Annotated in this window: 18 protein-coding genes and 2 pseudogenes; 6 read left to right on the top strand and 14 right to left on the bottom strand. The window is 34.8% G+C overall.

All coding sequences use genetic code 11. The annotated features are described in order from the left end of the window. Positions 1-2: 2 nt before the first annotated feature. From DLJ74_RS07795 to DLJ74_RS20910, 12 genes and pseudogenes are all read right to left on the bottom strand, one after another. On the bottom strand, positions 3-854 hold the full coding sequence (locus DLJ74_RS07795; protein WP_109984056.1) for a site-2 protease family protein: 852 nt from the start codon (positions 852-854) through the stop codon (positions 3-5). Beyond that, positions 844-1,617, bottom strand: a complete 774-nt coding sequence (locus DLJ74_RS07790) for a M23 family metallopeptidase (RefSeq protein ID WP_054859164.1) — start codon at positions 1,615-1,617, stop codon at positions 844-846. Before DLJ74_RS07790 ends, DLJ74_RS07795 begins: the two co-directional genes overlap by 11 nt. Positions 1,618-1,765: 148 nt before the next feature. Continuing rightward, a complete protein-coding gene (minD, locus tag DLJ74_RS07785) occupies positions 1,766-2,560 on the bottom strand; it encodes a septum site-determining protein MinD (RefSeq protein ID WP_109984055.1) in 795 nt (264 codons plus the stop codon). Beyond that, positions 2,553-3,236 (bottom strand): septum site-determining protein MinC, encoded by a 684-nt coding sequence (minC, locus tag DLJ74_RS07780; RefSeq protein ID WP_109984054.1) that lies wholly within the window; start codon positions 3,234-3,236, stop codon positions 2,553-2,555. The genes minD and minC overlap by 8 nt, the downstream gene beginning before the upstream one ends. A 38-nt stretch (positions 3,237-3,274) precedes the next feature. Continuing rightward, complete coding sequence (gene mreD, locus DLJ74_RS07775; protein WP_109984053.1) at positions 3,275-3,820, bottom strand: rod shape-determining protein MreD; 546 nt, start codon at positions 3,818-3,820, stop codon at positions 3,275-3,277. Then, positions 3,817-4,689 carry a rod shape-determining protein MreC gene (gene mreC, locus DLJ74_RS07770; RefSeq protein WP_109984052.1) on the bottom strand — a complete coding sequence of 291 codons (873 nt, stop codon included), beginning with the start codon at positions 4,687-4,689 and terminating at the stop codon, positions 3,817-3,819. The genes mreD and mreC overlap by 4 nt, the downstream gene beginning before the upstream one ends. Positions 4,690-4,701: 12 nt before the next feature. Beyond that, positions 4,702-5,742: a rod shape-determining protein gene (locus DLJ74_RS07765; RefSeq protein ID WP_109984051.1), complete on the bottom strand. Its 1,041-nt coding sequence runs from the start codon at positions 5,740-5,742 to the stop codon at positions 4,702-4,704. Positions 5,743-5,942: 200 nt separating this feature from the next. Continuing rightward, positions 5,943-6,083, bottom strand: a pseudogene (locus DLJ74_RS07760) (JAB domain-containing protein); the annotation flags it as partial. Between the two features lie 168 nt (positions 6,084-6,251). Next, positions 6,252-7,568 (bottom strand): group II intron reverse transcriptase/maturase, encoded by a 1,317-nt coding sequence (locus tag DLJ74_RS07755; protein ID WP_181397469.1) that lies wholly within the window; start codon positions 7,566-7,568, stop codon positions 6,252-6,254. 524 nt (positions 7,569-8,092) lie between these two features. Beyond that, positions 8,093-8,212: pseudogene (locus tag DLJ74_RS07750) on the bottom strand (JAB domain-containing protein); the annotation flags it as partial. Positions 8,213-8,366: 154 nt separating this feature from the next. Next, on the bottom strand, positions 8,367-8,693 hold the full coding sequence (locus tag DLJ74_RS07745; RefSeq protein ID WP_109984049.1) for a hypothetical protein: 327 nt from the start codon (positions 8,691-8,693) through the stop codon (positions 8,367-8,369). An 81-nt stretch (positions 8,694-8,774) separates the two neighbouring features. Then, entirely contained in the window at positions 8,775-8,906 is a 132-nt protein-coding gene (locus DLJ74_RS20910; RefSeq protein ID WP_281269913.1) for a hypothetical protein, read from the bottom strand. Positions 8,907-9,066: 160 nt separating this feature from the next. On the opposite strand from DLJ74_RS20910, the gene DLJ74_RS07740 reads away from it, so the two are divergent. The 4 genes from DLJ74_RS07740 to DLJ74_RS20905 all read left to right on the top strand — a co-directional run bounded on the left by DLJ74_RS07740 (position 9,067) and on the right by DLJ74_RS20905 (position 10,655). Next, a complete protein-coding gene (locus tag DLJ74_RS07740; protein WP_109984048.1) occupies positions 9,067-9,405 on the top strand; it encodes a YolD-like family protein in 339 nt (112 codons plus the stop codon). Then, positions 9,402-9,782: a YhjD family protein gene (locus DLJ74_RS07735; protein WP_109984047.1), complete on the top strand. Its 381-nt coding sequence runs from the start codon at positions 9,402-9,404 to the stop codon at positions 9,780-9,782. The genes DLJ74_RS07740 and DLJ74_RS07735 overlap by 4 nt, the downstream gene beginning before the upstream one ends. Positions 9,783-10,252: 470 nt before the next feature. Then, positions 10,253-10,456 (top strand): hypothetical protein, encoded by a 204-nt coding sequence (locus tag DLJ74_RS07730; protein ID WP_109984046.1) that lies wholly within the window; start codon positions 10,253-10,255, stop codon positions 10,454-10,456. Positions 10,457-10,532: 76 nt separating this feature from the next. Then, positions 10,533-10,655, top strand: coding sequence for a hypothetical protein (locus DLJ74_RS20905; protein WP_281269912.1), 123 nt, complete (start codon positions 10,533-10,535; stop codon positions 10,653-10,655). Positions 10,656-10,775: 120 nt separating this feature from the next. Here the strand turns inward: DLJ74_RS20905 and DLJ74_RS07725 are convergent, their stop codons facing one another. Both DLJ74_RS07725 and DLJ74_RS07720 read right to left on the bottom strand, forming a co-directional pair. Then, a complete protein-coding gene (locus tag DLJ74_RS07725; protein ID WP_109984045.1) occupies positions 10,776-11,654 on the bottom strand; it encodes a DUF3037 domain-containing protein in 879 nt (292 codons plus the stop codon). After that, complete coding sequence (locus tag DLJ74_RS07720; protein WP_109984044.1) at positions 11,621-12,631, bottom strand: HipA family kinase; 1,011 nt, start codon at positions 12,629-12,631, stop codon at positions 11,621-11,623. The genes DLJ74_RS07725 and DLJ74_RS07720 overlap by 34 nt, the downstream gene beginning before the upstream one ends. A gap of 306 nt (positions 12,632-12,937) precedes the next feature. On the opposite strand from DLJ74_RS07720, the gene DLJ74_RS20415 reads away from it, so the two are divergent. Both DLJ74_RS20415 and DLJ74_RS07715 read left to right on the top strand, forming a co-directional pair. Then, positions 12,938-13,075 (top strand): hypothetical protein, encoded by a 138-nt coding sequence (locus tag DLJ74_RS20415; RefSeq protein ID WP_181397467.1) that lies wholly within the window; start codon positions 12,938-12,940, stop codon positions 13,073-13,075. Positions 13,076-13,228: 153 nt separating this feature from the next. Beyond that, a complete protein-coding gene (locus tag DLJ74_RS07715; protein WP_245902299.1) occupies positions 13,229-13,414 on the top strand; it encodes a helix-turn-helix domain-containing protein in 186 nt (61 codons plus the stop codon). Positions 13,415-13,492 lie beyond the last annotated feature (78 nt).

Genomic DNA, 13,492 nt, shown 5'->3' with positions numbered 1-13,492 from the left:
CCTTAACGTACTATGTCACCAATTGTTAGCTGATGAGCTTTTTGTTCAAAATAGAGGGAGAGACATTCCGACTCAGAAATAAATACTCTCTCATGATGGCCCTTTAACCCAATAAAATGATATCGATTTCGATAAAAATGTGGGAATACATCCATCAGCCTCTTTCTCTCATCTACGGCTAAATAAACATTTTTTGTAAAAGAAATGGGACTACTATGACGATATAATAAAAAACGTAACCATCTGTAATACCTATTCTTCCATTCTAATCGATTTTCCAATAATAAAAAAATAAAAAGCAACAAAAGGCTAAGAGATAGTATACCAGTGGAATAAGTAATAATAAGTCCCAATCCTATAGTAACAACCGATACCACAATCGAAAACATATGAGAAGCTTGATATGGCAATAAATGATCTCCCATTAACTGAACCAATCTTCCACCATCTAAAGGCAATATAGGTAATAGGTTTCCTAACAAGATGAATAGATTATATTGATAAGCGAGTGTGAGTGTACTTTCTGGGATCAAAGATAAAAAATGGATAAAATGTATGATCAAAAAGATAAGAAGGTGTTGAAAGGGGCCAGCTATCGTGACTAACCACTCTTCCCATATCGGTCTTGTCCCGTACTCTTCTGTCTCCATCACCCCACCAAAAAACCATAAATAAATACGACGAATACGCCAGTTAAACATCCTAGCACAAAGATAATGACCCATTTCATGAAATAGAACAATTAAAAAGATAATAAGAAGTTCTGTCAGCATCCCAGTCAAAATGGAAACAGCTAAGAAAAAGAAAACAATTGGGTGAACATGGATAGGAGGTATCCATCTTCTACTGTTCATCAACTTGTATCACCTGAACAGGATCAAGAAATTGTTGATTTTTCTTCACTGCAAAATACATTGATTCATTTTCCTCTGACGGTTCGTAGGTGCCAATTTTTTGATTTCCTTTCACAGATTGGTAAGAATGGACGTCAATACTCGTCAAAGATCCATATATCGTTTCCGTACGGTCTGGATGTTGAATAATAACCGTTTTTCCTGTTTCACGATCATTACCAGCAAACAGTACTGTACCTCCCTTTACTGCAACTACCTCTGTTTCATTGTCTGCAGTGATTCTAATACCTTTTCCGTTCTCACGAAAAGATTGATTGACTTGACCGTAAACCGGTAAGACAGCTAACTCCTCGCTATCTTCCTCCAGATTATTCTCTAAAGCAAGTGGTGCCCCAAATTTTGCTTGATACCAAGCATTAACAGAGGCAAAAGGAAACTCCTCCGATAATGCATAGCTTGTCCATTGCTTTGGTTTTTCTAACCATTTCACATCTGCTGTCATGGATAAAGCAGTTAAAAAGAAGATAGTTGCTGCTATGACACTTCTAAGTAAAAAAAATCGAAAGAAAGGTGTATTGTTAGAATCATTCGAGTAGCTGGATGTTGTTGGATAAAAGCCATGTCGTTCTTCATCCTCCACCTCCATCTTTCTTATGGCCAAAGGATTAGTTTTATCCCTTGTCACGACTGTTCCTTTTTTTCGTTGTAGCTTCCTTTGATTAATATTATTTCTGATCTTGGCTAAATTGTTGTTTTTTTTCATATCCTCACAATCCTTTATCCCATTTGTTTCTCAATATATGTGACAAGCTATCGGATTATGAATATCGTAATTCAAACTTTTTTGAAAACTATAGAAAAACCGCACGAATTCATGATTTTAATCATTGAATCATACGGTTAGGCAATACTTAATTCTTTCCAAAAACTTTTTTAATTTTTTCGATAAAGGTTAATTTTTCATCTAGTGATTGAAGTGGAATCGATTCACCTAAAATTCGTCTAGCAATGTTTCGATAAGCAATGGATGCTTTTGTATTAGGCTGGAACGCGATTGGTTCACCATGATTCGATGCTTTGATTACATCATCATCGTCTGCCACAATTCCAATTAAATCAATAGACAAAATTTGCATAATTTCATCAACATCTAGCATATCCCCATTTTTCACCATATGGGTTCTAATACGGTTAATCACTAAATTAGGTGGTTCAATATCCTCTTGTTCCAAGAGGCCGATAATCCTATCCGCATCACGAACACTTGATTTCTCTGGTGTAGTTACCACTAAAGCTTTATCTGCTCCCGAAACTGCATTTTTATATCCTTGTTCGATTCCTGCAGGACAATCAATCAAAATGTAATCATAATCTGGCTTTAAATCATCAATGATAGATTTCATAGCCTCCGGGGTTAAGGCTGTCTTATCGCTAGTTTGTGCTGCTGGTAATAAATATAAGCAATCAAATCGCTTGTCCTTAATTAATGCTTGTGATATTTTACAGCGTTTTTCTACGACATCAATAATATCATAGATAATACGATTCTCTAAACCAATCACAACATCTAAATTCCTGAGTCCAATATCTGTGTCAATTAAACATACTTTCTTATCCAATAGTGCTAGAGAGGTCCCTAGGTTTGCGGTTGTGGTTGTCTTTCCAACTCCACCTTTTCCAGATGTGATAACGATAGCTTCACCCATTTATTATTCTCCTTTCAAAAGCATTAAGATCAAAACGATTTTTTGCTAGAACATTAATTCGATCCATGATAATTTGCTTTCCTGTAGAATCAATAAAGCCACACTCCATGTGAACACCATCCTTCTCTTGATCCGGAGGTCGGCTAATGATATCAGCAATTCTTAATTGACTTGGAGCCATATAGGAAGCAGCGATGACTGCTTTATCATTTCCGTGAACTCCTGCATGAGCAATACCTCTTAGATGCCCCACAATAAAAATATTTCCAGATGCCATTACTTTTCCTCCAGGATTCACATCACCAACTAATAATAAATCACCAGTAACCTTTAGGATTTGGCCAGATCTTACTATTTTATTGTGTAATTCTATTTCCGTCTCTTCTTTCCATTGTAAAGCAGTCTCTTTTAAGATAACATCGGACTCAATTTGTTCAATAATAAACGTATTCTGCTTATCAATCAGCTCACGAAGCTTTTCTTCCTGCTGATCATCTAAATAGCGGTTACCTAACTTTATTTTAATTCGGATGGATTGTTCATCTTCTACTAAATGTTTTGTTGAGATAATATTTTCAAGCTCTTGAAGTAGGTCATCAAAGGCACACTGATCATTCATGAAAAGCGTGAGACCATCTCTCGTTCCTTTTATCGTAATATAACGATTTGCTGCCACAATATTTCAACCCCTTAATCTAGCCTGTTCCCATTCTACTACTCTTTTCGTTCAAACTTAATATATGCCCACTTTTCAAGCATTTTCTTAAATAGAAGATAGAATAGAATTCCAAATATAAAATTCCAGACTAATGTTGGTAATAAGCGATAAGACAAATAGACACTCCAACTCATATCATGAATTTGGATGATACTGTACAGGAAATAAGCGAATATATCAGCAATAAGTACACCAAGGATAACCATTAGCATGGCGACAAAAAAATTAGCATGAAGCCATTTCATCATATTTCGAACCAGATAAATAGCTGTTGCATAAACGAACAGATAAACCCCAATGAGAGAGGTATATAATATATCAACTGTTGCACCGAGCACTATCGCAAAGGAAAAAGCATAGTATGTATTTTTTTGTTCAAAAAATATCGTTACATAGATCAAGAAAAGGAGGAGAAAATGTGAAACAATAAACCAATCATTCGGTAGGAACGGAATTCTCGCCATCATTTGGGAAATCGACCCTTCTATCATAACGAGAAATAAAGATAGAAAGGCAAGTAGAAAAGGAATAAGGCGAATCATGATTCACCCTCCTCATCACTTGTTGCCATAGCACGGTCAATCACCATAACATGGTTTACTTCATTTAAATTGGCTGATGGCTTAACATAGCCAATTTTTGTTAGACCATATCGATCATCATTAACCTCTACTAGTTCTCCTATTTCTAATCCTTTCGGGAATACGCCGCCTTCACCGGATGAAAAGACCGTTTGTCCTTTTTTTAAGCCTTGGTCATCTTCATTCATTTCTAACAATAGTAGGTTCTTTTCGTCATCATATCCTACGATAAAACCTGATAGATCCTCTGTCTTTTCCTCTTGGTTCACATTTACAGAAATTCGATTTGATCTGTCAAAGCCTGTTAGTAATAATACAGTTGAAGTAAAAGGGGAGCTGGCATGAACCTTTCCTATCATTCCTTCCCCTGTAATGACAGCCATATTGGGTTCTACCCCATCCTCGGTACCTTTATTAATTGTCACCTGCTTAAACCAATTATCCTTACTACGAGAAATAATGGATGCTTGGATTGTAGTAAAATTCTGCAGGAAATCAGATTCTTTCTTCCCAAGTATTTTTTCTAGTTCTCCAATTTCTTTGGTTAATTCCTGATTTTCATACTCTAATTGTCTCAGTTCCTCTAGTCGAGATTTAAGAATCGTATTTTCTTTGTATACATTTCGTATATCCTTCATATTCGCTACAACGGATGTAGTGAAATCCACCGGTGCATTAACCACTCGCTGCAGCCAACCAACACTATCATGGATAAAGTCCTCAACCATGGTTAGATTACTACGGTCTCTCAGTGAGAAACCAATAATACCTACAATAAGAATCAATGAGATTAGAAGGATAAACATTTGCTTTTTTTTAAAAAAGAACATGGTAACACCTTCTTAATCAAATGACCGTTGAGAAGAGATTTTCGGCTGCGTACGGAATTGGTCAATATATTCTAATGCTTTACCTGTACCAATCGCCACACTATCGAGAGGTTCTTCTGCAACAAATGTCGGCATTTTTGTTTCATCACTTATGACCTCATCGATCCCACGTAATAATGCTCCTCCTCCAGAGAGTACGATTCCTCGGTCCATTACATCTGCTGACAATTCTGGAGGAGTTAATTCTAGCGTATTCTTCACTGATTCCACTATGGCATCAACTGTGTCTTTTAGCGCTGTTGAAATCTCAGAGGCTGTAATGGTGATAGTTTTTGGCAGACCTGTTAGAAGGTCTCTGCCTCGAATATCCATCTCATCCTCTTGATCAGAAGGCTTCGCTGACCCAATGTCCATTTTGATTGATTCCGCAGAACGCTCCCCTATCATTAAATTATACGTACGTTTAATATACTGAATGATCGCTTCATCCATATCATCTCCTGCGACACGGATTGATTTGCTTGTAACAATGCCTCCTAATGAGATAACGGCAACCTCTGTTGTTCCTCCTCCAATATCGACAATCATACTTCCTGTTGGCTCCCAGACAGGTAGTCCCGCTCCAATTGCCGCAGCAAAAGGTTCTGCTATTGGCAATGCATCTTTAGCACCTGCTTGCTTCGTAGCATCTATCACGGCTCTTTCTTCCACCATCGTAATACCTGAAGGGACACAGACCATAACATTAGGCTTTCTAGCAAACGCAGAACGGTTTTTTTGTGCTAAATTAATATAATGCTTCATCATCGTAGCAGTTGTATCATAATCAGCAATAACTCCATCCTTCATTGTTCGAACAACGGAAATGTTACCAGGGGTTCTTCCAAGCATATTTTTAGCTTCACTACCAACTGCCTCGATATCACCAGTCGTTTTATTCACTGCTACAACCGATGGCTCACGTACTACAACACCTTTTCCCTTAATAAAAACTAATGTATTGGCTGTTCCTAAATCTATTCCTAAATCCTGTGAAAAATTAAAAAATCCCAAGTTATTTCTTCCTCTCAACCAAAATATTCAAGCTTATTGTTCATATTTTAAGCATTAATTGCTATGTAATCAAGATTTTAAAATATGCTCTATTCCATATAATGCAATAATAAACGCCTTAATACAAGCAATATCTTGTACAAGGCGTTAATTATAGCTTGTTATTCTATTATACTCAATTTTTTTAAAAATAGATAGTGTTACAAGTACCCTTTTTCTTTTAAGGAAATAAACCTACGATCACCAATTATTAAATGGTCAAGCATTTCAATACCGATCATCTTTCCGCTTTCTACTAATCGTTTCGTTACATGAATATCTTCCTGAGATGGTGCTGGATCGTAGGGTAGAGAACAGGCGCCTTGCCATGTTTCCAAAGTAGGTTTCCAATTCTCCCCCTCAGAACCGTACGTACACCTTTCAGCGTATACGGCTCGCCAGTTGATAAGGAATTAGCTTCTTCTTTGTTACAACAAGTCTACTCAAATGGGATTTATGGAATCTTTTATCTAAAAAAGTGATGAAATGTTTTTTTGATCCTTTGTATGACTGGTGATTAAACCCAATCCCCCCTGCTTACGTCTGCTCATTCTTTTTACTTCTTTCCTGTACGAAGTCTTTCGTTTCATCGCAATCGTTTTAATAAAACTAGCTTTTGCCAAATAATATAATGGCCTAAGATAGTGTCCATTCATTGCAAGTTTATAATAGTTGGTTATGCGAATTAATTCCGTGTTATAAATATGGAGGATTTTAGCTTCTGTATAATGTAGAAGCTTCTTTCGAGGAGTTGCTTGAAAGCTAGTTATATCGCCATATCCATATTGGAAAGCCATCTGATTTACCATTTTTTTCGAAATATATAATTGTATCACATAAGATTTTGTACTCTCTTGGATTGGTAAATCATTTCCCTTAGTTTGATGGAAATATTTCTGTTTAACCTTACAAAATTCATAGTCAAGAAAGGGAATTGGGCGTGTCATATGTGTAATATCGACTTTCTTCCATTCCAAATAGAACTCATGCTCTAGAAGATTTATTACCCCTTGTTTTATCATTCTGACACATTTCTTTGAAGCTCTAACACCAATTAAAAAGCTATTCTGATAACGGATATACTGTAATTGAGGGGTAAACCCATCACCTGGTTGGTCAAATTCCTTAATGACATACTTCCATTGCTTCTCCATAAGGTAATCAAACCTATCAAGATAGATATCTTCAAGTAATAATGGCAGGGAGGTCTGTTGTCTTTTACCATAAATATCCCTAGAATCTTGCCTTGTAACAGCTATTAAAGCTTGCTGAATAAGATTCACGAAACGTTGATCCCTTATTCTCTTAGAAATATAGTTAATCAATGACGTTTGATTAAGATGACACCTAACATTGCCAACATTACCATGCACACACCAAGTCAATCCCTTCCATGAGTGCTGAATATGGGTTAATACTTTATGTTCGGAGTGATGTTTACTATATCCATAAGCTCTCCCCCTTGGTGCAAATACTTTGTCCAAAATTATGCAGATAACTTCTTGTACTAAATAATCGTTAGTATAATCCTTCTTTATTTTTTTCGTATGAGTGTTGCACAAGTTTTTGAATCGATAATTTCCTGTTCGAAGTAATGTTATTATTCCCTCAAGCCTTCTAGTTAGATTTCCTTCCTGACTTGGTTGCTTCATCTCTGGAAATAATCTAAAATAAGCTTTGATCCATAGTTCCCTTCTATACATTAGCCTGTAACAATCTGTAATGACTCTTCCTTTTTGAGAAGCTTTCCGTATAACGTCCAATTGATGAAATGGATCTTTTGCCATATTCATGACTCCTTCCTTACAGACGTTAAAATCAACCTGTCTTCCTTCCCCATGCTAAACTCATTACAAGCAAACGTAGAGTAGTATGAAGACTCCGTTACCCTATGCAATATTCGTCAACCGATGAGTTGAATAGCCACAGTGGCACTTGCACTTAGGCAATCCCTGCATTATGTTTTCATCTAGAACGTGATAGTTAGGTATCCCTTTTGACGGTTTCCTTGTACCAAGGATTGAAGGACAGACTCTACTATGATAGGCACTCTGGCAATATGTCTATATTCTCTCCACATTGTCTGTTAGCTATCATTAACAATGGCGCACCCTACGCTCATTCGTCTAGGATTCAAGCAGTTTAGCTTTTACCATATATCACTTGGTCTGAAGAACTCACTCGATTTAGATAGCTTTATCGTCTTTTCTCCTTTTCACATCAGGCTTTTTTTCCTATTTTGGGTTTCCCCTCAAGGTTAGATGCTGACCATAGAACATTGTAGAGAGTTCTAGATTATTTTTCATAATCACTAAAATGAAACACCTTGCAGGCGCACACCAGAAGGGTGATTATGTGCACAAATTACGGATGCTGCAGATCTTTTAATAGCTTCGCGGTAGATTTCACGGGGGTGAACAATCGAGGCATTTCTTTATCCGAACTACAGTTTGATTTATCTTGATTTAAAAAAGTTGATTTACCAACGTTTTGCACAATTCAAGCTATAACTTAGTTTGTTTAAAATTATTAAAAGTGACCATAAATTAATGCGTTGGTCACTTTTTTAGTCACTTAAAAAGCACCTATTCAGTAGGTGCTTTATTAAAATAATCCTTACCTAATAAAGAATCATCATCATCCATTGCATTATGTATATCATACAATTGCTTAGTTTGACGCTCTTGTTCATTTAATGACTTTTGTAACAGAGTAATTATTTCACCAAATCCTAGAAATATAAAACAAATAATTATGCCATACGCAATCCAAGTAAATAATACACTATAATCTTTCTCAGTCAAATAATCATAGCCTTCTAAGGGTGTTTCATATAAGTTGAACCCTACTATAATACCACCAATCAGCGCTAATACGCCAATCACCTTTATAACAATAGCTATTTTATTCATTAACTATATTCCCCCTCTCTTACAATATTCTACAATAAGATATAAGAAAAAACACCTACTTTTTAGGTAGGCGCTTCATAATTAGTCTTGTCGCGTGTTATTCTCGGCATTCGTAAATAGCATGTCTAATTCAGCAAGTAGCTTATCAATGTCTTCTTTTGTAATCACATGTGGAAGGTCTTGTTGTTGGTGTTCATTTACATTCACACTCATACTTTATACCTCCTTATATGATTCATATATACTATATTCGCCATAACTTTCCATAATCCTTGTTAAAAGTTGTAAAAATATCAATTTATTTTACATTGCATAATTTCTATTTGTTCGTCTATAATAAGAACAAACGTTCTTTTTTTCAGGAGTGATTAATATGGTTAATGATCGTGGGCACATAAAATGGACATCATTAATGCTACCAGAACACATTGAAATGCTAAATAAATTGTGGGAATCAGATGATGAAATGGAAGATATTCCAGTAGTTTCAGAAGATGAACTCGAAGAAATGCAGCGCAATGTAGAAGAAGCAATTCACTATAATAAAAAAGTAGATATACTGTATTACCATAACAAAAGAATATACGCTGTGGAAGGATTTGTGGTTAAGATATTACCCGATCAGATCAAATTAAATACTGATGAAGGAATTGATTTTATTCGTGTGTTAGATGTTATTTCTCTATCTATCGTACAGGAGGATGGCATATGAGATACATTGGTGAGCATGAATTTAAAATAGGATCCAGGTTTTTGTTTTTATCCATGGCCATCCAAGTTATACAATCTGATATCAAACGATTAGAGAAGCATTCACCATTTAAGATTAATGAACCATACTTAGAGCTACTACACCGGTTAGAAGTTAAAGCTACTGCTGAAAGACGATCATTGAAGCAAGAAATGTATAAAGAACGCTTAAAAGTTATTCAAACGGATAAAGACGGTACCTTTACGGAATACACGTTTATTTGTAAAGGGAAAGAAGAAAAACGAAGATATTTTAATCCTGCCATTCGGACAAAGGTGAGGAATATTTTAGATGAGTTGATTGGTGATGGTGAGACAGCAAAGGAAAAGATTAATTAAACTGCAAAAAATAAGATAAAAAACATAAAAATGTTTACACCGTAAACAAAAAGTGCTATAATATATATAGAAAGGAGGGAGAAGATGGAGGATATAAGAAATATAGTCCTCATCGTCGCAGGTTTTATAGCCAGTATCAAGGGCATACTTGATATTATTGACTGGATAAACCCGGATGACAAGGACTAGTACATGAGGGGATTTAATTCCCCTCCCCTGTAAATGACATTATAACACAAAAATATTGATATTAATATTGATTTTAATATAGTGTCCTTAATCCTCCTAATTATATGAAAAAATTAAACACAACAGATTGGCTTGCTTTCATATTAATGATTATCTTATTGGTGGAAATTGATTTTTCAAATATGGGAGTTATAAGTTGGATCGGGGCAATTGTAGCTATTGTTTGGTTTATATTGTTCATCATTCGATTAGTTTTGCCAGAAAGAAAGTGAGGTTATATCATGTCTCATAATTTGCCAAAGTTATATTCAAAGGCAGATCTAGCTAAGCGTTGGAGAGTTAGTAGGCAAGTGGTGAAAAATTGGGAAAACCGGCATAAAAATTTCCCGGATCCAATTATGTGGGTACACAATGATACTTTGCCGTTATATATAGAAAAAGATGTTATAAAGTACGAAAATGAAAGAAAATTAAATGAAAGATAAGGAGCACTTTTTTACCGTGCTCCTTATAATATTACGTATTAATTCGATAAAAACCGAAAAAGGAGGATTGTTTTGAGTGGCCAAACAACAAAAAAGAAAAGTAAAATATTATATTAGAAAAGTAACCTATGGTGATATGCCCCGTGAAGAAGCTTTTCATAAAGCTTTAAAACCCTACTTCCAAGAAGAGAAAAAGTAATAATCCATATATTCGAAGTACTATGAGGAGTATTTTGGAGTTGTTTATGGAATGGGGAAGGTAAAAGGTACTCAAAAGAAGCACTCTGGAAGAGTACTCCTTTTGTAACAAAACTAACACCTAGGAAATAAGGTATTCATCAACATCATGGGCTTTTTCCGCTATAGTGTCACATAGCTCCAAAATTCTTCTATGATTGTCTAAATCTAAAGTAACAACTCTGTTATCCATTTTTCTTAAGTAGTCCAAAACTTTTGATGTTTCTGGATTCTCTCTAAAGTCTGAATTCCTGTACATAAGGTGAATTTTAGAATCTGTATCCAAATTGTCAAACATAAATTTTGTCTTTGCAAACCATTCTGTATTTTTTGCTGGACCGTTAATTAAAGGAACGGCTTGTAAGTAGTTCCAAACTCCATTCTTGAATCCAAAATCAATGTGTATTTTTACGTTATCTAGAGTTTCAATAGGAGTTATTTCAAAATCAGGTTTTACTTTTTTGTTAAGAAGTTTCCTCTCTTCAAAAACCGATCTCATGAATTTTTTGACAGAAATTTGTCTGTCTGAAGAAGTTAGATACTTTTCTCCAATGTAAATCTCAAACATTTTGTTAAAAAATAAACTGAGATCATTCGTCAACGAAAATTTAGGTCTGGTTAAAAACATGCTTTTCCCTTGATAATTGTCATATAGTTCTTCTAAGAATGAATCCTTATAGGGTGATCCGATTAATATATCTCCTACTTGACCATGAAGGTTTTCACTACTCTTTTTGAGATAAAACTCTAGACTATCTTTAAATGATTTATAAATGTCAATATCTGTTTTAGAGAAAGTTACAGCTCGTATTTTCGGAGAATGCTCATCTAAAATTGAATAATCCACTCTAATTTCATCATCGATTGAGTGCATTACAATGCCAACATTTATTATTTCTCCAGTTAGATTATTTGCACAGTATCTTATTACACTGTACCAGTTTGCTTTCTTTCCTTCCATTCTAAAGCACCTCCTCTATAATTGGAAAACGCCCTTCGATATGCCATTTCCTGTAAAATATATCTAATAATGTTCTTTTGTTCCATTAGAAATCTTTTATAATAAGCAATTTGATTTAATTTATCTACAAACCACGTGTCTGGGATTTCAAGGAACCATTCATCAATAGTATCACCATCTATATTTTCTATATGCGCAACAATATCCATAAATGAATGTTCACTTAGATTATTTAAATCAACATAGTTCTCAATAGCTCTAAAAACTTCACCGAAACCATTAGCAAAAAGCTTTGGGTTATTTGCATCACCGTTATTATTTTGATTAAGAATAAAATTAACAAAATACTCTACATATTCTTTAGTCAATGAAGCTTGTCTCAACTGATTAATTTTCCAAGTATTCCAAACAGGGCCAAAGAAAGCATGTCCATGATCTATAGTGAAAATTTTCCGCTCATTCATAGGGTTTGCCACTAATAGATTTCCGGCATTATCGTACCTATCAAAGTTACTAATTAACAAGTCAAATGCAATGATATTAGGCAAATCCATTGGATTGGTGATATCTTCAAAAAACTTATTCCAAGATCTAATAGTATAGGGTCTTCCCATACGTAATTGATCTCTGTAATTTTCCATTAGATTTTCTTCCTTGTCTTTGATTTCACTGGAAGCAAAATAATCCCCTTCATTAAACTTGTGAACAAAAGTAATTGTTGAGTCATTTTCAATTAAGTCCTGGCTTATATTAGCAATTGCAACTTCAGGAATCGGTACACTTAAGTATTCTGCTATTTTAAATGATAAAAATTCATTTAAAAACATGCAATTAAACTCTTCTGTTTTCCCATTCCTTCTAACTTTTTGAGTCTTTAAAATATACTTATTAAAATCGTCACCAATCACTAATGCTGGTTCAGATATGCCCTCCCCCAAGTAACTCAAGAATGTTTGAATCTCGATTCGTTTAACCATAATTTACTGAACTCCCCCTTTGTAGGCGAAGATAACTATTACACAAAATGGAACAGCGGAATCATAGATGTATATTTTTATATGTATTTAAAATTTTTGTGGATGCAAGTTATCCGTGTGTATTTTTCTATTCATTTTACTAGAAATGAATATATTTATCTACTAATTTATAAATTATTTTTAGGGAGCGCCACTACAGTGCTCATTTTTACATAGATAAAATCCATAAAATACCAATACATTACTTGCGAAAACGCAAGTATAATGATATAATATAATTAACAAATAACAAGGAGGTGAAAACATGTGGAATACTTACTTACAACAATAGCCGTACTTACTAGCTTGGTTACGATTCGCAAATTCTGGCATGAAGGAACGAAATCGAAACTAGAAGCTGATAAGATACGGCTAGAAAACAGAAGAAAGAGACGAGGGGGTTAAACCCCTTCCTCTTCTTCATTATAAGTATACCACATGCGTTATGAAAATTCTTCTCTTTATACTCATTGTTTCATTAGTAGTATTAGTAGGTGTATTCCTAAGAAAGGTATATTGGGATAGGCAAAAGGAAAAGGCTAAACGAGGTGAATGAGATTGAAAGAGGACATTCTAAAATTAATTGAATCAGATATAACCGGATATAAGATCCACAAAGAAACTGGTATATCTGAAAGCACCATATCAAGGATTAGAAGTGGAAAGATCGAATTAGGAAGCATCTCTCTTGATAATGCAACAAAACTGCATGCTTTTTATAAAAAGCATAAAGAGGAAATATAAGGAGCTGTCCGACCACGCCCTTTTAAGTTGAATTTGTATGACATATTTAAGTAAGGGATGATTGAATGATTGATGCAG

The sequence above is a fragment of the Gracilibacillus dipsosauri genome, assembly GCF_003176895.1.
In the GTDB taxonomy this organism is placed as follows: Bacteria; Bacillota; Bacilli; order Bacillales; family Amphibacillaceae; genus Gracilibacillus; species Gracilibacillus dipsosauri.
Note: the sequence above shows the minus strand (reverse complement) of the source record. Positions and strands in the feature narration are given on the sequence as shown.

Coding starts and splice junctions, on each gene's coding strand:
- DLJ74_RS07745 (WP_109984049.1), bottom strand. CDS start 8,693: ATGAATAAAATAGCTATTGTTATAAAGGTGATTGGCGTATTAGCGCTG.
- DLJ74_RS20910 (WP_281269913.1), bottom strand. CDS start 8,906: ATGAGTGTGAATGTAAATGAACACCAACAACAAGACCTTCCACATGTG.
- DLJ74_RS07790 (WP_054859164.1), bottom strand. CDS start 1,617: ATGAAAAAAAACAACAATTTAGCCAAGATCAGAAATAATATTAATCAA.
- DLJ74_RS07720 (WP_109984044.1), bottom strand. CDS start 12,631: ATGGTTAAACGAATCGAGATTCAAACATTCTTGAGTTACTTGGGGGAG.
- DLJ74_RS07795 (WP_109984056.1), bottom strand. CDS start 854: ATGAACAGTAGAAGATGGATACCTCCTATCCATGTTCACCCAATTGTT.
- mreC (WP_109984052.1), bottom strand. CDS start 4,689: ATGTTCTTTTTTAAAAAAAAGCAAATGTTTATCCTTCTAATCTCATTG.
- DLJ74_RS07735 (WP_109984047.1), top strand. CDS start 9,402: ATGAGATACATTGGTGAGCATGAATTTAAAATAGGATCCAGGTTTTTG.
- DLJ74_RS07755 (WP_181397469.1), bottom strand. CDS start 7,568: ATGGCAAAAGATCCATTTCATCAATTGGACGTTATACGGAAAGCTTCT.
- DLJ74_RS07730 (WP_109984046.1), top strand. CDS start 10,253: ATGTCTCATAATTTGCCAAAGTTATATTCAAAGGCAGATCTAGCTAAG.
- minD (WP_109984055.1), bottom strand. CDS start 2,560: ATGGGTGAAGCTATCGTTATCACATCTGGAAAAGGTGGAGTTGGAAAG.
- mreD (WP_109984053.1), bottom strand. CDS start 3,820: ATGATTCGCCTTATTCCTTTTCTACTTGCCTTTCTATCTTTATTTCTC.
- DLJ74_RS07740 (WP_109984048.1), top strand. CDS start 9,067: ATGGTTAATGATCGTGGGCACATAAAATGGACATCATTAATGCTACCA.
- DLJ74_RS07725 (WP_109984045.1), bottom strand. CDS start 11,654: ATGGAAGGAAAGAAAGCAAACTGGTACAGTGTAATAAGATACTGTGCA.